15 protein-coding genes and 1 tRNA gene are annotated in these 20,044 nt (G+C 46.8%); 10 read left to right on the top strand and 6 right to left on the bottom strand.

Going from position 1 to position 20,044, the window contains the following annotated elements:
* Positions 1–10 precede the first annotated feature (10 nt).
* Positions 11–1,033 carry a tRNA (adenosine(37)-N6)-threonylcarbamoyltransferase complex transferase subunit TsaD gene (tsaD, locus tag FIT99_RS11115; RefSeq protein ID WP_140004338.1) on the bottom strand — a complete coding sequence of 341 codons (1,023 nt, stop codon included), beginning with the start codon at positions 1,031–1,033 and terminating at the stop codon, positions 11–13.
* A gap of 132 nt (positions 1,034–1,165) precedes the next feature.
* Here tsaD and rpsU point away from each other — a divergent pair, with 132 nt between their 5' ends.
* The 6 genes from rpsU to FIT99_RS11085 all read left to right on the top strand — a co-directional run bounded on the left by rpsU (position 1,166) and on the right by FIT99_RS11085 (position 6,888).
* Positions 1,166–1,378, top strand: coding sequence for a 30S ribosomal protein S21 (gene rpsU, locus FIT99_RS11110; protein ID WP_018987466.1), 213 nt, complete (start codon positions 1,166–1,168; stop codon positions 1,376–1,378).
* Between the two features lie 134 nt (positions 1,379–1,512).
* Positions 1,513–1,956, top strand: coding sequence for a GatB/YqeY domain-containing protein (locus FIT99_RS11105; RefSeq protein ID WP_140004337.1), 444 nt, complete (start codon positions 1,513–1,515; stop codon positions 1,954–1,956).
* Positions 1,957–2,035: 79 nt separating this feature from the next.
* On the top strand, positions 2,036–3,775 hold the full coding sequence (dnaG, locus tag FIT99_RS11100; RefSeq protein ID WP_140004336.1) for a DNA primase: 1,740 nt from the start codon (positions 2,036–2,038) through the stop codon (positions 3,773–3,775).
* Positions 3,776–3,926: 151 nt separating this feature from the next.
* Positions 3,927–5,876 carry an RNA polymerase sigma factor RpoD gene (rpoD, locus tag FIT99_RS11095; protein WP_140004335.1) on the top strand — a complete coding sequence of 650 codons (1,950 nt, stop codon included), beginning with the start codon at positions 3,927–3,929 and terminating at the stop codon, positions 5,874–5,876.
* 20 nt (positions 5,877–5,896) lie between these two features.
* A tRNA-Ile gene (locus FIT99_RS11090) sits at positions 5,897–5,975 on the top strand.
* A 235-nt stretch (positions 5,976–6,210) separates the two neighbouring features.
* Positions 6,211–6,888: a Crp/Fnr family transcriptional regulator gene (locus tag FIT99_RS11085; protein WP_140004334.1), complete on the top strand. Its 678-nt coding sequence runs from the start codon at positions 6,211–6,213 to the stop codon at positions 6,886–6,888.
* A 930-nt stretch (positions 6,889–7,818) separates the two neighbouring features.
* Here the strand turns inward: FIT99_RS11085 and FIT99_RS11075 are convergent.
* From FIT99_RS11075 to FIT99_RS11065, 3 genes are all read right to left on the bottom strand, one after another.
* Entirely contained in the window at positions 7,819–8,010 is a 192-nt protein-coding gene (locus FIT99_RS11075) for a thioredoxin family protein (protein WP_140004333.1), read from the bottom strand.
* 90 nt (positions 8,011–8,100) lie between these two features.
* On the bottom strand, positions 8,101–8,373 hold the full coding sequence (locus FIT99_RS11070; protein ID WP_140004332.1) for a hypothetical protein: 273 nt from the start codon (positions 8,371–8,373) through the stop codon (positions 8,101–8,103).
* A gap of 995 nt (positions 8,374–9,368) precedes the next feature.
* Positions 9,369–10,919, bottom strand: a complete 1,551-nt coding sequence (locus FIT99_RS11065) for an esterase-like activity of phytase family protein (RefSeq protein ID WP_189524750.1) — start codon at positions 10,917–10,919, stop codon at positions 9,369–9,371.
* Positions 10,920–11,236: 317 nt separating this feature from the next.
* Here FIT99_RS11065 and FIT99_RS12525 point away from each other — a divergent pair, with 317 nt between their 5' ends.
* The 3 genes from FIT99_RS12525 (at position 11,237) to FIT99_RS12590 (ending at position 16,170) form a co-directional block, all read left to right on the top strand.
* Positions 11,237–11,671 (top strand): transposase, encoded by a 435-nt coding sequence (locus FIT99_RS12525; protein ID WP_223261204.1) that lies wholly within the window; start codon positions 11,237–11,239, stop codon positions 11,669–11,671.
* Positions 11,672–12,356: 685 nt separating this feature from the next.
* Positions 12,357–13,061, top strand: a complete 705-nt coding sequence (locus FIT99_RS11055; protein ID WP_140004330.1) for a PEP-CTERM sorting domain-containing protein — start codon at positions 12,357–12,359, stop codon at positions 13,059–13,061.
* A gap of 529 nt (positions 13,062–13,590) precedes the next feature.
* A complete protein-coding gene (locus FIT99_RS12590) occupies positions 13,591–16,170 on the top strand; it encodes a methyl-accepting chemotaxis protein (protein ID WP_140004329.1) in 2,580 nt (859 codons plus the stop codon).
* Between the two features lie 281 nt (positions 16,171–16,451).
* Here FIT99_RS12590 and FIT99_RS11045 read toward each other — a convergent pair whose 3' ends face one another.
* Complete coding sequence (locus tag FIT99_RS11045; protein WP_140004328.1) at positions 16,452–17,030, bottom strand: MOSC domain-containing protein; 579 nt, start codon at positions 17,028–17,030, stop codon at positions 16,452–16,454.
* 69 nt (positions 17,031–17,099) lie between these two features.
* Positions 17,100–18,518: a GGDEF domain-containing protein gene (locus tag FIT99_RS11040; protein ID WP_140004327.1), complete on the bottom strand. Its 1,419-nt coding sequence runs from the start codon at positions 18,516–18,518 to the stop codon at positions 17,100–17,102.
* Positions 18,519–18,839: 321 nt separating this feature from the next.
* Between FIT99_RS11040 and FIT99_RS11035 the strand changes: the two genes are divergently transcribed.
* Complete coding sequence (locus tag FIT99_RS11035; protein WP_140004326.1) at positions 18,840–19,874, top strand: sulfite exporter TauE/SafE family protein; 1,035 nt, start codon at positions 18,840–18,842, stop codon at positions 19,872–19,874.
* Positions 19,875–20,044 lie beyond the last annotated feature (170 nt).

Here is a 20,044-nt window from a genome sequence, read left to right as displayed (position 1 = left end):
CGCCCAGTGTTTAGGCGGGCGCTTTGAGCTCGGCTAAATCCCAGCGTGGCCGGATACTAAAGCTATAGTCTTGTTTAGCGGGTTGCATCGCGTGTAGGCGCATGGCACCGGCAAAGGCGATCATCGCGCCATTATCGGTACAAAACTCAAGCCGCGGATAATTGACACTGATGCCGCGCTTGCTGGCGGCTTCATTTAAGCGGCTACGTAGACGTTTATTTGCGCCCACCCCGCCTGACACCACCAATCTTCTTAATTTGGTTTGTTTAAGCGCTTTCAGGCATTTGTGCACCAAAATCTCGGTGACCGACTCCTGAAACTCCCAGGCAATATTTTGGATGGTTTCTGCATCAAGCGTGGGCTGGCTCTTCACTAAGGTGAGTACCGCCGTTTTGAGCCCGCTAAAACTAAAATTCAAATCCGGGCTGTTAAGCATCGGCCTAGGTAGCTGAAAATGGGCCGTGCCGAGGTCTGCCTGTTGAGACACTGCCGGGCCGCCGGGGTAACCTAGGCCCAATAACTTGGCTGTTTTATCAAACGCTTCGCCTGCGGCATCGTCTAGCGTATCGCCCAATAGTTCATATTGGCCGATGCCGTCTACACGCATCAGTTGGCTGTGTCCCCCTGATACCAGTAAAGCCACAAACGGGAAGGCCGGTGGATGTTCCTCTAGCATTGGCGCTAGTAAGTGTCCTTCTAGGTGGTGCACCCCAATCGAAGGCACATTTAATGCCATCGCCAGTGACTGCGCAATGCTAGTGCCCACCAGTAAGGCTCCAGCCAGGCCAGGCCCTTGCGTGTAGGCGATGCCTTCAATCTCTTGCAAGGTTTTGTCCGCTTGCGAAAGTACCTGCTGCGTGAGGGGCAGGGCGCGGCGGATATGGTCGCGCGAGGCGAGTTCTGGCACCACACCGCCATAGGCGGCATGCATATCAATTTGTGAATGCAGTGCGTGCGCGAGTAGTCCGCGGCGGGTGTCATACAGCGCGACGCCTGTTTCATCACAAGAGGATTCGATGCCCAATACCAACATAATGCTTTCTCAATACAATATTTTGCAGAAAGGATTGATAAATCCAAATAAGCGCGATAGAATACGCGGTTTTCAGTGCTGCATCAATGCGTCAGCACGATTTGCCAACCATTTTTGAAGGATAGGGATTACATGACCGCTATTCGTGTGAAAGAGAACGAACCGTTTGACGTAGCAATGCGCCGCTTCAAGCGTTTGATTGAAAAAACCGGTTTGTTGAACGACTTGCGTGCACGCGAGTTCTACGAGAAGCCAACATGGGAGCGTAAGCGTAAAGCTGCTGCCGCGGTTAAGCGTCAGTATCGCCGTCTGCGCAACCAACAGTTGCCAACAAAACTCTACTAATTTTTAGTAGATGTGGCGTAAATGGTTAGCCCTTACCTGTTAACCGACGAAGCGAAGGTTGTGGATTTCCGCAACCTTTAGCTATTTTTACAGCCCACATTTAACGCACCGTTTACTCAGATAAAGAGCCTGCCATGAGCCTGAAAGCACAAATCTCCGAAGACATGAAAACCGCCATGCGTGCCAAAGACATGCAAAAGCTGGGTGTGATTCGTTTGTTGCAAGCGGCCATCAAGCAGCGCGAAGTTGATGAGCGTATCGAGCTAGATGATGATGCGGTGATTGCAGCCATTGAGAAAATGCTCAAGCAGCGCCGTGACTCGATCGCTGCGTTTGAAGGCGCGAACCGCCACGATCTGGCCGATCAAGAAAAGTTTGAAGTGACGGTATTGCAAGCGTATCTGCCTGCACAACTCAGCGAAGATGAAATTAATGCCATCATTGCTAAAGTGGTGGTTGAGACGGGGGCCGCAGGCGCCAAAGACATGGGTAAGGTGGTTGGTGCGGTGAAACCATTGGTGGCTGGCAAGGCAGACATGGCAAAAGTATCTGGATTGATCAAGGCCGCATTGGCGTAATGCGTGATTGAGTAAGCAGGCAACGGGGCGCATTTTGCGCCCTTTGTTTTTTTAGCGCGCATAGGCGATACTTGTATTTATGATCCCCGAAAGTTTTATTCAAGAGCTGCTCAATCGTGTTGATATTGTCGAAGTGATCGACAAGTCCGTGCCGCTGAAAAAAGCCGGGACGAATTATTCCGCCTGCTGTCCTTTTCATAATGAAAAATCGCCAAGCTTTACAGTGAGTCCAACCAAGCAGTTTTACCACTGTTTTGGCTGTGGCGCGCATGGCTCAGCCCTCAGTTTTTTAATGGAGTACAACGGGCTCAGTTTTGTGGAGGCGATTCACGATCTGGCCCGACAGATCGGCATGATCGTGCCCCAAGAGCAGCGCGATCCGAATCTGCCGCCAGCGACCTCAAAGGCGGTGTTGCTCAGTTTGCAAGAAACCCTGCAACAGGCAGCCAACTACTACAAAGCCGAGCTAAAAAAATCGCCCAGAGCCATTGAATATTTGAAAGCACGCGGCTTAAGTGGCCAAGTCGCAGCTAAATTTCAAGTGGGCTATGCGCCGGCCGGCTGGCAAAACTTACAATCGGTGTTTCCGCAATATGAAGCTGAGGCCTTAGAAACCGCCGGCTTAGTGGTGCAGAATGAGCAAGGGCGACGCTACGATCGATTTCGCGATCGCATCATGTTCCCGATTCACAATCAAAAAGGTGAGGTCATCGGCTTTGGCGGGCGCGTGATTAACCCTGAAGACAGCCCCAAGTATTACAACTCGCCCGAAACACCCGTATTTCAAAAAGGCCATGAACTGTATGGCTTGTTCATGGCCAGACGGGCGATTCGTGATGCCGGCCGCGTGCTAGTGGTAGAAGGCTATATGGATGTGGTGGCGTTGGCGCAATATGGCATCGAGTATGCCGTTGCTGCCTTGGGCACCGCGACCACACCGTTTCATATTGCCAAACTGATGCGGCAAACCGATGAAATTGTATTTAGCTTTGATGGCGACAAAGCCGGGCGCACCGCCGCTTGGCGCGCTGTTATGAATGCCTTGCCCGCCATTAAAGACGGCCTCAAGCTGCGTTTTTTGTTTTTGCCAGCCGAGCATGATCCTGACAGTTTTGTGCGTGAATTTGGCAAAGAAGCATTCGAGGCTGAAATGGAAAAAGCCATGCCCTTATCGCAATACATCATTCAGCACTTAAGCGAGCAAAATCCACTCGCCTCACAAGAGGACAAAGTGCAGTTTTTAAATGATGCCGAACCGATACTCAAGCAGATTCAAGCGCCGCGCTATGCCATGCTGTTGCGCAAAAAGGTCGCTGAAATGACCGGCTTGGCAGGCGGCGAAGTTCAGCGCATGCTCAAGCTGCCTGATCCCGCAAAAATCAAACAAAAAGTGGTACGTCAGCGTTCGCGAACCCCTTCGTCACTGTTTGTGCGCTTGGCCTTGATGTTGCTGATGCGCCCGCAATGGGCAAAGCCTGAACTCGGCGCCGCCATTGTCGACGAAAGCGACGAAGCGCATATGCTGCGCATTGTGATTCGGGCGGCCCTCGCAAAACCCGAATCGCGCCCAGTAGTGTTGCTACAGATGATCGCGCCCTACATTTCAGAAGCGCTGCAACAGCAATTGCAACGAGAGTTGTCATTATTGGATGAATCCCTCGACTTTACGCTTGAATTTGAGGGTGCTTGTACCCAATTATCAGACATGGCGCTGATGGCGCGAGAAAAATCCTTGCTAGGACGGCTGACAGAAAAGCCATTTTCAACCTTGTCGGATGCAGAGCGTGAGGCCCTGCGGCAGTTAACCAGCAAGCGCTAGTCAGCACTATTCCCTAAAAACCGTATGGGCATGCTTAAAAAACGTGCAAAAATCTGGTAAAATATAGGGTTTCCCGTAATGTTAAATCGAGTGATGTGACAGCAGCGGTAGCCAACACTCGGCATCAATCATTTTAGAGGTGGAATCGGCCATGGCCAGACCCAAAGCAGATAAAAGTTTAGACAAAGAACTCGGCATCAACGAAGTGGAAACACACAAAGACCCCGCCACCCAGGCAATGGATGCCGAGGCGCGCCGTACCCGCCTCAAAACCCTGATTGTGCTCGGTAAAGAGCGCGGCTACCTGACCTACGCCGAAATTAACGACCATCTGCCAGATGACGTGCAAGACTCCGAGCAGATCGAGAGCATCATCGGCATGATCAACGACATGGGCATTCAGGTTTACGAAGAAGCCCCTGACGCCGAAGTATTGCTGATGTCTGATGCACCGCCTGCCGTCACCGACGAAGATGCCGCTGAAGAAGCTGAGCAAGCACTGGCGACGGTTGACTCCGAGTTTGGCCGCACCACCGACCCAGTGCGTATGTATATGCGCGAAATGGGTACCGTTGACTTGTTGACGCGTGAGGGTGAAATCGAAATCGCCAAGCGTATCGAAGATGGTCTCAAACACATGGTACAGGCCATTGCCGCCTGTCCAACCACGATCGCCCAGTTGCTAGAGATGGTCGATAAAGTTGAAAAAGACGAAATGAGTGTCGATGACCTTGTGGATGGCTTGATTGACAGTGACCTCGGCTTAGACGACGCATTGGCCGTGGCGGATGCCGAAGAAGAAGAGGCCGCCGAAGAAGAAACCGACGAAGATGATGAAGATGGCGATGCCAAAGCCAATGCTTTGTCTGCTGAAGCCTTAGCGAGACTCAAAGACGAAGTGTTAGCACGCTTTGCCGTGATTCGCGCTGCCAACAGCACCATGAACAACATTCGCGAAACCAAAGGCACCAATGATGCAGAATACAAAACACTGCACCAACAAGTGCTCGACGAGCTGACCGCTTTCCGCTTCTCGGCCAAACAAGTTGAAGCCCTGTGCGACCAAGTGCGCAACATGGTTGAAGAAGTGCGTTCACATGAACGTAAAATCATGGACTTTTGTGTCGAAAAAGCCAACATGCCGCGTCAGCAGTTCATCAAGAGCTTTGTCGGCAACGAAATTAACCTCACTTGGTTAGATGGCGAGCTGGCAGGCAAACCAGCATACGGCGAGCGTTTAAGCCGCTTTAGACACTCTATTCTCGACCAGCAAGAGCGCCTGCAAAATCTGCAGAATCGCGTTGGCTTGCCGATTAAAGAGCTGCGTGAAATCAACAAACAAATGACCACCGGTGAAGCCCGTGCCCGTCGTGCCAAGCGCGAAATGATCGAGGCCAACCTGCGTTTGGTGATTTCTATCGCCAAAAAATACACCAACCGTGGCTTGCAGTTCCTTGATTTGATTCAAGAAGGCAACATCGGCCTGATGAAAGCGGTAGACAAATTTGAATACCGCCGTGGTTACAAATTTTCTACCTATGCCACCTGGTGGATTCGTCAGGCCATTACTCGTTCGATCGCCGACCAAGCGCGTACCATCCGTATCCCGGTACACATGATCGAAACCATCAACAAAATGAACCGTATCAGTCGCCAGATTCTGCAAGAAACCGGCCTCGAACCTGATCCGGCGACCTTGGCTGAAAAAATGGAAATGCCGGAAGAAAAAATCCGCAAAATCCTCAAAATCAGCAAAGAACCGATTTCGATGGAAACCCCGATTGGTGACGACGAAGACTCCCATTTGGGCGACTTTATCGAAGACAACACCACGTTGGCACCGATGGATGCCGCCGTGTACGCCAGCCTGCGTGACGCCACCAGTGAAGTGCTAGAGTCACTCACCCCGCGCGAAGCAAAAGTACTGCGTATGCGTTTTGGTATCGAAATGAACACAGACCACACCCTCGAAGAAGTCGGCAAACAATTTGACGTTACCCGTGAACGCATCCGCCAAATTGAAGCCAAGGCCCTGCGCAAACTGCGTCATCCGACCCGCTCGGAACGCCTGCGCAGTTTCCTCGAAAACGGTCAGGATTAGTTTATAATCCCACGCTTTACGGCCCCTTAGCTCATGCTTGGTTAGAGCAGCGGACTCATAATCCGTTGGTGCTGTGTTCGACTCACAGAGGGGCCACCATTTATAAAAAGACTCAAGGTTAACGCCTTGGGTCTTTTTGTTTTGAGTGAGGTAATCTAATAAAAAAATTTACGTGCGTAGGACTAACTCATGACTTCATATTCAATTTGAATATACGTATAGCTTACTGAAAGATGGATGAACACATTTTTAATGTGATAAGTATTTTCTTAATAATTAATTTTTGAATAAAAGATTAAAATAGGAGAATTAAAACTTTAAATTGGGGTGTGTGATGGAGCTGAATGAGATTGCGTGGTTTAGTAGCTTTCCTGAATTTGAAGAGTTAGAAACAGAATCTAAAGCACTCCTCAAGCAACACGTCAGAATTGTAAAAGCTCCTCCTGGTGTGATTGGATACCGTGAAGGTGACAAATGCGGTGCTTACGTAATGCGATTAAAAGGTCAATCTCGTGTTTTTAAAGTATCTGTTACTGGTCGTGAAATTGTTTTATATCGTGTTGGAGCAGGTGAAACTTGCGTTATTACAACAACATGCTTGCTAGGAAATAGTCAGTATCCAGCATCCACTATTGTTGAGGAAGAAGTCGAGGATGTCATTATCCCCGAACCCATTTTTCAAAGATTAATGATTGATTCGCCTGTTTTTCGAAAATATGTAATGAAGAATTATGGCGCATTAATTAGTGACCTTATATTACTTCTCGACGAGGTTGCTTTTCAGAGTCTTGATGCACGTTTAGCAAAATTTTTACTAGACATTGGAAATAACAGTATTGTTAGAACACATCAGCAAATTGCAGATGAACTCGGTACTGCAAGAGAAGTCGTTAGTCGACAACTAAAGCGTCTAGAACAAAAAGGTTTTATCACAATGGGTAGAGGTGAAATTTTACTTTTACAGAGAGGTGAATTATTGAAACTTGCGAACAGCGGTACTGCTAATGCTTAGTTAGTGATGAGATGATTAATAAAAGAATCTACATTAATATCGAGTTGTAAGACTGGTTACCCAAGCTGGAATAAGATTTAATAATTGAACTTCAAGCAGTTTGTCTGAGCCAGTGAAAATACTCACTTCAATAACAATGAGCATGATGCCTAAAAATCTCTTCCCCCACTGTCCTGTGACCATCAACCTTCTACGAATTCTATTTAGTGTGGCTTTTGAGAGATAACCAAGAGTGTTATAGGGAATGCCAGCGCCAACACCAAAAGTAACATGCTCATTGCAACTTGTGGTAAGTGCCCACTTTGATTAGCCAGGGTCAAGGTCACACCCATCACGGGTCCAACGCAGGGCGTCCATACCAAGCCCAATAATATGCCTAGATAGTATTGACCAGCTAGACTATTGGAGCTGAAGCGTTATAAGAGCCCATCGCCAATTTGGCTTAATCCACTAAGCATCGTACTTAATTTTGCTTGAAGTATTTTAGAAAACATTAGGCTTCCAAATATCACCAAGAGCCAAGCCAGAGAAAGGTATCTTGACTGATGCTGAGGTTGTGACCAACCAAACCTATCAATATTCCAATAGTCGTGAATCTAGTTGCAAGACCTGCTGCAGTTAAAATCGGACCTGAGCGATACTCGCTGGTAGTAGCACCAACAATGATGGGAGTAAGTGGCATAACGCAAGGTGAAAGCGTAGATTAAATGCCGGCCAAAAGACTCGGTGGATATGTGGAGAGCTCCATCAATTACTCAACTGCTTTAAGCACGGACTTAATTTCACTCACACTTGTAGATCAAATCGAGCGATCGATCTCCTTTCCATTTTTAAAGGCAACTAGGGTACTTTGAAGTTGAATATTTAGATTCGACAAAAGCGCTTTTTGGCTATCGAAAACAACTTCATAGATAGTGAGCGCTTGATATTTTATTGGCTACTTAATTCTTTTAGGATGGGTTTTTGTGCTCTGCAAGTAGGACACCCCGGAGCATGTGCAGAGATAACGACTGCTACAACAGATTTAATTTGTTGATCAAATTCCGTTGCATGAAATGCTTTCATATCGGCATAGGATTGAGTCGCTACTAAAACTAAAAATCCAAAAATGAGTGCTTTCATAGGTTTCACCAAAATTTATGATTTGTTTAGACGTAAGTTATTTGTATCTCTTACAAAAAAACGCCTCATATTGAGGCGTTTATATTTAATTTACTTAGCGCTTCCATCAAGCACTTTGGGATAAAAGGCAGCAGCCTTATCAACAAATTGCTGTTTGTCTTTACTGTCCAGAAATGCCTGCTTAGCATCTGCATTGCCGAAACAAAGCGTGTTGCCTTTGAACGTCTCATTTATAGCGCAATCTGAGTTAACTACAACACCTTTGGTTAGACCAGTTGTACATCGATTTCCGAATTCACCTGACATTGCTGTTAGGCTAATGCTAGTCAGTGTTGCCAACATAACAAAAGATAGAACTTTCATAATTTTCTCCTGAGGAAATTTTTAAATTATGTGAAAATTCAACAGAATAAATACCTGCTCATCTTTCACACAAGGCCAGTATGTTCGTTGATCATTTTATGGTTTGTAACAGTTGTCACCAATTGTTTGGCTGTGTGATGAAAATCACGATGATAGGGTTGGAATAAAAACTCTAATTATTCGACAACCCCCGCTTTACTAGACGATTATCAGGTTCCAATTTGTAACTTTGCAAACTCCATTGGACTGACCTGCTCCCCGTTTGCCCTACAATGAATGCCAGCCTCCCGTAATTCTCGATGAGTGCGCGGGCTCCCGCAGATGCCATAGCTTTCATCATGGGCCTGCTTAATCCATGTCAGACGCTTTCGGTCGTTAATGGCACGCTGAGATAAAGGTGAAGCTTTGCCTGCGTAATAACCACTGCGATGTATTTTGAGCACACGACACATCCGGCTGACCTTGAACTGGGATTGGTGCTGGTCTATAAAGGTGTACTTCACTCGGGCTGGCTGGCAAGATTCGCGGTGGTCTTTTTTAGGATATCCCGTTCTTCAGTAGCTCTTTTAAGCTCAGTATTTAACCTAGGAACCTCTTGAGTTAGTGCTGCAACATCAGCACTCATTCCGGGGCGCTTTTGAAGCTCAATCTCATACCGCAACTAATAAGGGCTCTTCGTGGATACGCCAAAGCGTTGAGCTACATATGCAACATCGTGACCGCGATCTGTGATTTACTTCACTGCTCCAGACTTAAACTCATCCGAGTATCTGATAGCCTCCATGCAACTTACTCCGTTATGTTTTAGACATTATGATTTGTCTAGCAGAGCGCGCGAAGTCGACTCATGATCCATTGGTGCAATATCCGACTCACAGAGGAGCAACTATTTTTCGAGAGACTCAAGGTTAACGCCTTGCTTCTTTTTTATTTTGTGATGGACACAAAAAAACCCTGCATCAAACAGGGCTTGGATGAAGTTAAAATTGATTTTATTAGTTTTGATTTTTACGACGAACAGCAAAGCCTACAAGTCCTAGTCCTAGGATTAACAAAGCATAGCTCTCAGCCTCAGGCACTGTAGAAATAGTTACACGATAAGCGAGGAACATCGTATCGATATCTTTACCATCGTTATAACTGACGCCGACTTGAAAGCCGTCCGTTGTGGCAAAGTCGTTGTCATTGGCGATAAATAAAAAGTAATCATTTGGGCGATTCGGATCTAAGGTTGGCAATAAAGCCATCCCCTCCCACTTTTCAGAGAGATTATTGAGCCCTGGCAACACGCCATTTACTAAACCAAATCTTGCCAGCTCTGCATTATTGTTGATATCAAGAAACGGAGTGTATTGCGCTGGTGTGATGGCTGAATTCAATATGCCACCTGGTGCAATTTGAGACTCGTAACTCTCGTCGAGAATATTTGTTGCGTTACTAATATCAATCACATCAACACGACGTAAATTGGATGTTTGAGTTCCTACTTGAAAACCATTGCTATCTCTAGGAAGAATTAAGATTTGTGAGTCTGATAGTGCCAGGATTTCACTTTGCGCAGCTACTAATGTACTTCCACCTTGCTGAAATTTTGGAAGCTGCACGGCATACTCGCCTGTTAATGTAATTTGGTTGACGTCGCTCACATCATATGTAAATAAACGGGTGTTATCTCTTGTTGCAGCGTTGGCCAAATCTTGTCTAGCGGCGCTTTGTAACGCAACGAATAAAGTCTTACCGTCAGGCGAAAGGGATAGTCCTTCAAAGCCTTGGTTATTTGCACGCCCAAATGTTGGATTTGCAGGGGTCGGTGCGGGTTGACCAACTGTCGGATTATTTGAGCTGAAATCGTTAACACCATTACGAACAGGTCTTACCGAGTTTGCGACTGGCAAAGCACCTATAAATTGACCATCCTTAGAAAATCTATAAATGGATGGACCATATTCATCGCTAATCAAAGTTGATCCATCGGAGAGTTTTACAATACCCTCTGCATCAAGTGACAACTTTCCGTTGTATCCTTGAGGCAAGGCTGGAAGTGATCCCATTGAAGGTCTTGCCCCGCCCGTTGAAATACCTCCTGGAACTGGATCAATACCGCTGAGTGGGGAGGTGCTACCGTTTGATGAAGTTTCATAAAGCAGCGTTGATTTTGTTAGCGTCAGCCCGATTTGATTTTGGTTTAGACCACTTAAATTAGTTGCTACAGGGGTGAAGCTCATTGCGATGGTATTAATACGAGCAGTGTAATCAATCGTGCCAGCAACGTTATAGCCTCTGTCTGGTGATGCGTAAAAAATGCCGCTATACGTATTGCCGGATTTGGTCCAACTAGAGGTATCTGCGACTAGCCCAGAAATTGAGCCAAATGTTTCACCATGTTCATCACGAAGGCTGGCTGCCATGCGGCCAACCCCAACTAACCCTTGCACTTGAAAAGCAGTACCGTTTACAACCATCTGTGCATACGTAGTCTGAACACTTCCGAGCAACAACATGCCAGCGAATGCAATCTGGCATGCCCGTGATAAATTCATTTTCATGATCGTAACCCTCATCCCTAAATTTAGTTTTGAAATGTGTGTTCAATTGTTGCAAGAACACCATTGAGTAATATAGGTGAAAGAAATTTATCCGGATATTAAGTGTTTATGAAAGTAAGCTTATGGCGATACTAAGGACGGCTTGCAGAAATGTGAGCTGTTTCTCTTTTCTCAATACTGAATTGCGTTTTAGATTTTTTGTATGCTGTGTTTTTTGCACTTTCCAACTGGTTATCCTCAAGCCGACCCCAGTACAAGTAATGCAAGTGATGGGGTCAGGTCTTGCATTGCGACATTTTGTTACTAGACATGACGCCATGGCTAGACCACTACGCATTGAATTGGAAGACGGTTTATATCGCGTGACATCCCGTGGGGATGGTCAGGAGGATATATACCTTTCAGACGACGACCGGTTGCTATGGTTAGACTTGTTGGGTGAAGTGTGTAAACGCTTTAACTGGGTTTGCCATGCGTACTACCAAATGAGCAATCACTACCATATGGTGATTGAAACCGCAGAAGCCAACTTATCGAGAGGCATGCGTCACCTGAATGGGGTGTATACCCAAAGGTTTAATCGCAGCCATCAGCGGGTTGGTCATGTGTTTCACGGTCGATTCAAGGCGATAGTGGTGGATAAAGACGCGTATTTGCTGGAGCTAAGTCGCTATGTGGTGTTTAATCCGGTCAGGGCGCATATGGTAGACCATGCCTGTGATTGGCCGTGGAGTAGCTACTTGTTACGGTAGGTCAAGTAGCGAAGCCTGATTGGTTAGATAGGGATTGGCTTTTGTCACAATTTGGCGCAGACGCTCATAGCCGTGTGCTGGCTTACCAACGTTTTGTGGATGCAGGGATGGGGCAAACGGGGATTTGGGAGCAATTGCAAGGGCAGATTTATTTGATTAGGGATATGTTCGTAAAAAAGATGCTTGCGCTTGCCAATGAGGGCACATCCTCATCGGAAATCCCCCGGCAACAAATCCGCACACTGCAAAAAAGTTTAGATGATTACCTGATTGCGTATGCACGGGACCGTGATACTGGCATGGCGCTAGCGAATTGCATGAAGGATATCGTATGCAAGCGATTGCAGCAGCCTTTAAGGTGCATTATGCGACTGTGAGTCGTGCTGTCCGAAAATTTGAAGGGAAAATGTCGCAATGCAAGACTTGACCCCTTGCGTCTAGTAGAGTTAAGTTTCCTGCCTCAAGACCCGTGATTTTGTAGCTTTCAGGCTCTTGATAGCGATTAAGCTCATCACTCCGCGAGACTTTAATAGGGGGGTTCTTTGCGTTTAGCGAATGGGCCCTCGTAGCCCCCCCCCTAAACGTAGGGTCGACAAGCTTTTGAAAAAGCATAAAATGTTGTTTGTTATAGTGATAAAAAGCCATCATCTTTGTATTTTTAAGATTAATTTTGAGGGGATTCAATATGCATATTAAAGGTTTGCTTACGTTGTTGTTTGCGATGCTCTTCATGAGCTCGGCAAACGCTACAGCCAATTTAATTAAAAATGGTGATGCCGAAACAGGTTTAGGGGGGAACTCGCAAGTGGTGGTAGTGCCCAGCTGGCAGGATTTAACAGGTAATTTTACTGTCATTAAATATGACATTGGTGGCGGCTATGTTGCATCTAGTGATCCAGGACCTGCTGATCGCGGTTTAAATTACTTCAGTGGTGGCACTAATAACTTGTACTCTTCGGCATATCAAGTGACCGACACTCTTCAAAATGCTGGTAATGCTGCATTTTATGCTTCTGGCTATTTTGGTGGGTTCGGAGGGCAAACAGATTACTCTCAACTAACCATTAAGTTTTTGGATGCAACTTCTTCTGAGATTTCATCTGTCACCTTTGGATTGACAACGCCTGTAGAAAGAGGAGGGGTGACTGGACTTTTATTTAAAGAAATTTCAGGATTCACGCCAGTGGGTACAACGCAGATAGGTTTTTTACTTCAAATGCAGCGCGAGCAAGGATCTGCAAATGATGGCTATGCAGATAATTTGTTCTTCTCAGTCACTCCTGTGCCTGAGGCTAATACATATTCGATGCTTTTAGCGGGGTTAGGCTTGCTAGGAGTGATTGCTAGACGTAAGAAGCAGAATGTTAATAAGGGTATGGTTCGCTCATAAACCCCAGAGCTCGTATCCGATTCTCTGGGTATTCCAGCTTAAAACATAAAAGGCAGCTCGCTGATTCGGCAGTAATTTCGACCTAGATTGTTGGCCGTGATGTTAGCTTGGCGTGGGAGTTTTGAGTTGTCCAAGCGGGAGTGACTAGCGTTGTTACTCAGATTCGATTGTTGTGGGCAGTTACATAGAGACTCAAGGTTAACGCCTTGGGTCTTTTTATTTTGGGGTGTGGGAAAGTCACTCTAATCGTTTCTAGGGCGCACATCTATGTACCACTTAGATATTGCACTCAACTTCAATTCTTATGCATATCCGGGGCTGGACGATTCTTTCAAGAAAAGCCATTGATCTGCCTATGTGACTTCAAAACGGGTGATTCGAGCAATAAACATCTTTCTTATCAATCAATTAGCTTTTTGAATGTTTTTGTACACTAACGTGAGATGCGCCCATGTATCTGCCGCTTAGGAGTGGTTAAAAGGGATTGCATGCGATTAACCCAAGAATCCAGCATTTCTAAGGGAAGTATATGTTTTCTAGATTCATGAATCTATCTGTTAAATCGAGACTCAGTATTAGTTGTGTAATTATTATTGGGCTCACAATTTTAATTTCGGTGCTCTCATTCCAAGGTTTTAAGCGGGTGCAGACCACCTGGACGAGCTTTGAAAAAGTAACGCTACAAAAAAGAGCCTACATTGAGGAGGCTTCTAATGCGCTTGGCGGTGGGGTACATTATTTTAAGAACTATGTGCTTCGAGGCGGGGATTATGAGCAAAATTTTTATCAACACATGGATACGATTGTTGACTCAGCCAATCAGTATCAGGCGCTGGGAGCGGTCACGCCGGAAGAGTTAGAACAGATTAACGCGATTGTTGAGGGCGTCAGCGTTTATAGAAAGTCGATGCTGTCAGCGGTTCAGTTGAAAGCCAATCAAAAAACCATTACTGAGATCGATGCCTCTATTAAAGGGGCGGATAAGCCGCTGGGGCAGGCGCTCAAAGCGTTGATGAAATTGAACAATGAAAGCACGCAGGTATCTTCGCAGGCGTTTAGTGAGATTGTCCAAAAAACAGTGTTTGAAATCGAAATGTTTGCAGTGATTGCAATCGTGTTAGGTTTTGGCACGGCATTGTTGATTACCTACTCGATTACCAATCCGTTGAAAAAGGCGTTAAGTATCTCTCAAAATATTGCCAAAGGCCGGTTGGATAATACGGTTGAGCACTTTTATGCTGATGAAACTGGTCAGCTACTGAAAGAGATGCAGCATATGAGTGATGTGATTAAGACCATTGTGAATGAGCTTAATCTGATGTCTAAACAGCATGACGAGGGTGAGATTGATCATGTCTTAAAATCAGCGCAGTTTGAAGGGGCATTTAATACCTTGGTGATTGGGATTAACACCATGGTGAGTGGCCATCTTGAGATGAACAATAAGGCGATGGCTGTGGTGAAATCGTTTGGCGAGGGGGATTTTAACGCACCACTTGCGGTTTTTCCTGGCAAAAAAGTGATGATTAACCACACCGTTGAGCAGGTGAGAGCTAACCTGAAAAGCTTGATGACAGATGTGGATACATTGTCAGCGGCTGCGGTCGCAGGAAACTTGTCCATCCGCGCCGATCATACAAAGCATCATGGCGATTTTCGTAAAATTGTTGAGGGATTTAACGCAACCCTGGATGCTGTGGTTGGGCCGATCGGGGTGGCTGCTGACTATATTCAACATATAGCTGAAGGGAACATCCCTAAACCGATCAATGAACCCTTTAATGGCGACTTTGATGTGTTAAAGCAGAACATCAATGCCTGTGTACAAGCGTTAACAGCGATGGTTTCTGATGCGCATATGCTGGCTGCGGCGGCGTCTCAAGGGCAGTTATCTGTGCGTGCAGATGCGTCTAAACACTGGGGCGATTACAAACAGATTGTCATGGGGTTTAACAATACGTTAGACGCGGTGATTAAGCCGCTCAGTTTTGCCGCCGAATGCATGGACCGTATTGCGAGAGGGGACATTCCTGAACCGATTCAGGAGCAATACCAAGGCGATTTTATTAAAATCAAAAACAATCTCAATACCTGTATTCATGCGATTCAACTGTTAATCAAAGATGCGCATTATTTAGCGGCCTCAGCAAAAGACGGCAAGATTTACGTGCGTGCTGATGTTCATATGCATCAGGGCGATTTCAGGAAGATTGTTGAGGGCGTGAATCAAACCCTAGAACTCATCGCTGAGCCGATTATTACGATTAAACAGGCGGCAGAAACCATTAATGATGCAGCCCAAGAAATTGCATCAGGCAATAATGCGCTCTCTCAACGCACCGAAGAGCAAGCGTCTTCTTTAGAGGAAACCGCCTCAAGCATGGAAGAGCTCTCCTCGACGGTCAAGCAAAATGCAGAACATGCGCTACAAGCAAATCACTTAGCGGATGAAGCTTCCATTATTGCCGTGAGGGGTGGCGGGGTCGTGGCGGAGGTCATCAATAGTATGGTCGCAATCAATGACAGCTCTAAAAAAATTGAGGATATTATTTCGGTGATTGATGGCATTGCATTTCAAACGAATATTTTGGCCTTGAATGCAGCGGTAGAAGCGGCGCGTGCAGGCGAACAAGGGAAAGGGTTTGCAGTCGTGGCAGGGGAGGTGCGTAGCTTGGCGCAGCGATCTGCCAGCGCGGCGAAAGAAATTAAAGAGCTCATTGAGGATTCAGTGACCAAAACCGCTGAGGGCACCAAACAAGTGGAAACTGCGGCTAGCACCATGGATGAAATTGTGGTGTCAGTGAAGCGCGTGTCAGAAATTATAAATGAAATCAGTGCGGCATCGCAGGCGCAAAGCAGCGGCATTGAACAAGTGAACGCCGCAGTCGGCACCATGGATGAAACGACGCAACAAAACTCTGCTTTGGTTGAGGAGGCCGCGGCAGCTGCTGAGTCGTTGATGGACCAGGCAGCGCAGATGCTGGTGGCTGTGAGTGGGTTTAAAACGTCGGCCATTGAAGGTACGGCAGCGCTGAGCTCGAAGGCTCGCAATAAGTCTAAATTTAATATGCAACCTGCACTCAACAGGTTTGAGAGGAAAGCGTCTTAGATATTCGTGTTCATGCCTGGCGCGGGATCAGCCCCCTGACAGGCCAGCAGCGATTAAAGAGACTCAAGGTTAACGCCTTGAGTTTTTTGTTTTTGGGGTGATGAATCACTACTGATTAACTCGGCATTTTAAGCGTTCATTGAGATTCACTGGTGCTGTTAGAGACATCAACATAGCTACAAGGGGAAGCGCTAAATGACAGCTTCGGTGCTAGATGCCCCAATGACTGAAAGCCCTAAACAAAATCACAAACCACAGCCACAGTGTACGGCTATGTGTGTTTAAAAACCTTGATTAGTCCACAAATTCGGTTGTAATGGCGCCTCTTCTGTAGCCGCTTCGCTGACCAGTTGCACGGCATCCCCAGCCCTTAACAAGCCGCCGCGAATGATTCTTGCCGTGACGCCGCCATGACCGCGCATCGCGTTGTAGCCGCCTCGCCCCAGTACATGCTCCATGCGTGAGCACGGCTCGCAAGGCCCTGTTATTTCGAGCACAACTTCGCCTATGCATAATTGCATCGGCTGGTCTTTAAACAGGGATTTTGCTGCGAGTAGATTAAAGCCAGAGACAATCAGGTTGCGTCTTAACAGCGCGGGATCGACACTTTGTTGGCCGGTGAGTGCCGCGATCACGGGTAAATGCTCTGCTTGCAGCAAGGTGACTTGCCGTTTGCTCCCATTTGCTTGCGATGAGGGTTTAGCACTCGCGCGATCACCTTGCAGCCCTAATTGGGGCAGTGCCAAAGTTTGGTCTAGCGAGATGCATGGCGCCCCCCGTGCTGGTCGCACGTAAATACGTTCTAACCGCCCGGGTTGGTGCATCTGTTTGGTTAATTCGCGTAGGTTGGCAGTCTGCATCGGCTTTGGCTTGTGCTCGGGTTGAGTGGCAATACAATACGTGAAGTCGGTATCTCGCGTTTAGCAGGATTACTTGCTGGTGTGCGTGGTGCCTTTAGATTTTGCGGCATACATCGCTTCATCCGCGCGTTTAATCATCTTATCGAGATTGTCACCTAGATAGCCGGTTGTGATGCCAATGCTCGCATGGACGCAAAAGCTGTCTGAAATGACCGGGATGGGTTGGCTGATGGCCTCACTGATCAACTCGACGATTTTTAACGCATCGTGATGTTGGCAGTTTTCGAGTAAAACCGCAAATTCGTCGCCACCCAATCGCACCACCGTGTCTGTTGCCCGCACCGTCGTTTTAAGCCGCTCTGCCACAGACTTGAGCACCACGTCCCCGGTGTCGTGGCCGTGTTGATCATTGATTTGTTTGAATTTATTCAAATCTAGCAACAATAGCGCAAAAGGTTTTTGTGAGGCTCTTAGGTTGGCCAAAGCGCGAGCTATCATCAACACAAGCAAACGACGGTTTCCAACGCCCGTGAGTGTATCGGTATGTGCTTGCCGACTCAGTGGTTCAACAAAGCGTTTGTTGACGTAATAAATGGCGATGATGGAGAGTGAAATGCTTAAAGCCAACAAATAATAAAGCACCCGCTCCATGTCTTTGAACGGTTTAACGGCAACGTCTAGTGGCTTTGCAATCACCAGATAAATGTTCTGTGTGGGTTCGCTAGCCATCATCGATGCGAGCATTAAGTACTCGCGCTTGTCATGCATGACGGAGTGTATTTTTGACTGCTGCGCAGATTGCACCACAGGCATGAGCGCATCCACGCGAATGCTAGAAAGCGTGCTTGCATGCACGGTCCATGTTTGATTGGATTTGGATACCACCATTAATTCCAAATTCGCCATTTGGCGCAAACTGCGTAAAAACACGTCATCCACCGCATATCCGACCGTTAGATCCGCAAGACGGGTGGGCGCTTTGAGTGGCGAGTGTATGACGTGAAACAACTGCGCATCAGATTGGCCTGAATCGCCAGACACAAAGGATGAAAACTGTAATGTATGTTGATCTTGCGGGTGGCGCAGTACTTCGGCAAGTGCACTGCCCGGCGCCAGGGAGAGTTGCCGAGGGCTTTGCGCAATGATCTGTTGATCAATGCTGGTTAACATGATCATCCCCGCTTTGGCGCGCTTACGGTGATTTTCAAGCACCGATTCAATCGTTTCTTGATCTTGGTGGGCAGTCGAAAAGGCTTCTAAAAAACCATAGTCTTTGGCTAAAATTTCGGCAATTTGTAGCAGCTGTACATTCCGATACACCAACATTTGATCAACAATGCGCTCACCCACTTTGAGCTCCGCGCTCAGTGTTTGTGCAGAAATTCGCCGGTTATTAAAGACCTGCACACCGAAAGCCCCCATCTGCACCGCAATCAGCACCGTGATCAGAATGTAGAGAACTTTATTTTGGTAAAACGATGGTTTCATCTTGAGGCATATCCGGCATGCGTCGCATGCACATCATCCATGGTTGGGTAGAGACCATTCATCATAAGGCAATACAAGCCTGAGTAGCAGCTTGCTTCGCTGCTGCTGCGTCAGTGTGACTGGGTTGGTGTGCGACGAAAATAATTGTTGCGAAAATAAACATGGTTGTATTGAACCGTTGTGGCTTGCAAGTATAGTAAATTTAAACGCTAAATAGTTGAGCGCAATCAAGCAAATCGGTGTTAAATTTTAGAAAAATGATTATTTTTTGCCTGTTTTGTTAGCCAGTCCGCTTTAAAGCCCTTTCACGTAAGATATTTTATGATTTATCTAAATATATTTCTGGTTGCTTTTGTTGCATTCGCCCTCAGTATGGTTTGTGGCGGTGGGGCAGGGTTGTTGTTGATTCCGGTGCTTGGGTATGCGTTGCCAGCGGCGCAGGTGCCGGCAGCGTTATCCGTGGGGACCTCGGTGAGTTCGATGACCAAGCTGTATTTGTTTTTTGGTCAAATTCACTGGCGCATGGTGCGGCATTTTTTGCCGTTTGCTTTGCTTGGCGTATGCATTGGCGCTTGGTTATTGAGTGATCTGGCGCCCATGTATATCGAGTTGTGCATGGCCATCTTTCTGGTATCCAATCTGCCGTATTTGTTCAAAAAGGCCCCTGCGCCTGGTCAAGAAAAATCTGCGTATTCCTATGCGTTTTTGAAATACATAGGCTTGTTGGCAGGGTTTATTTCGGCGCTGACAGGCGCGGTGGGCGTGCTGTTTAATGGGGTGTATCTGCGCTATGGGTTAAGCAAAGAAGAAATCGTGGCGACCCGCGCAGCCAATGAGATTTGCTTACATATTGTTAAGTTGTGCTTATATGCCGGTTTTGGTTTATTGACGCTGCAGGCGCTCTATATCGGGCTGTTGGTGGCGGTCGCTGCAGTGGCTGCAACCTATTTGATGAAGTTTGTGCTGCCTAAGATATCCATCGCTGTGTTTAGTAAAATTGGCTATGGCGCCATGGTATTGTCAGGCCTGATTTTATTGAATAGTGCTGTGATTCGGATTCAAGAGGCCCACGATCCTAATATCCATATCGTCAGGATGTCCAAGGGATATGATGCCACGCTCAACTGGGACGATTTAATTTACACCATTGAGTTTAAGTATGGGGAAGGTTTTGAATTTGAGCGGATTATTCCGTTGTCGCGGCTCGACCCGGTCAGGCAGGGCTATGTGCATGCGCAGGATGTGGGGGCGGACAAAGTGGTGATTGAAAAAGTCTATGCGTTGAAAAAGATCTCCTATGAGGCTTATTACTACGATGCTGACAACCAATTAATTAAGAAAGTGAAGTTTCGCTAGGCGGCATGGGCGAGATTGATCGGAGGTTTCGTTGCCGTCAACCTCGTATTCGATACAACGTTGGCATGGTGGGCCACTTCATGCGCAGAGGCTTTGCTTACCGGTTTGCTTGCAAGATGAAACTTTATCGCCGCTTTTTGTCCCAATATCACATTACTTTTAAACCAGTG

Origin of the sequence: Methylophilus medardicus (assembly GCF_006363955.1) — a bacterium.
Classification (GTDB): domain Bacteria; phylum Pseudomonadota; class Gammaproteobacteria; order Burkholderiales; family Methylophilaceae; genus Methylophilus; species Methylophilus medardensis.
The sequence above is the reverse complement of the archived record's forward strand: the minus strand, read 5'-3'. Positions and strand labels throughout refer to the sequence as shown.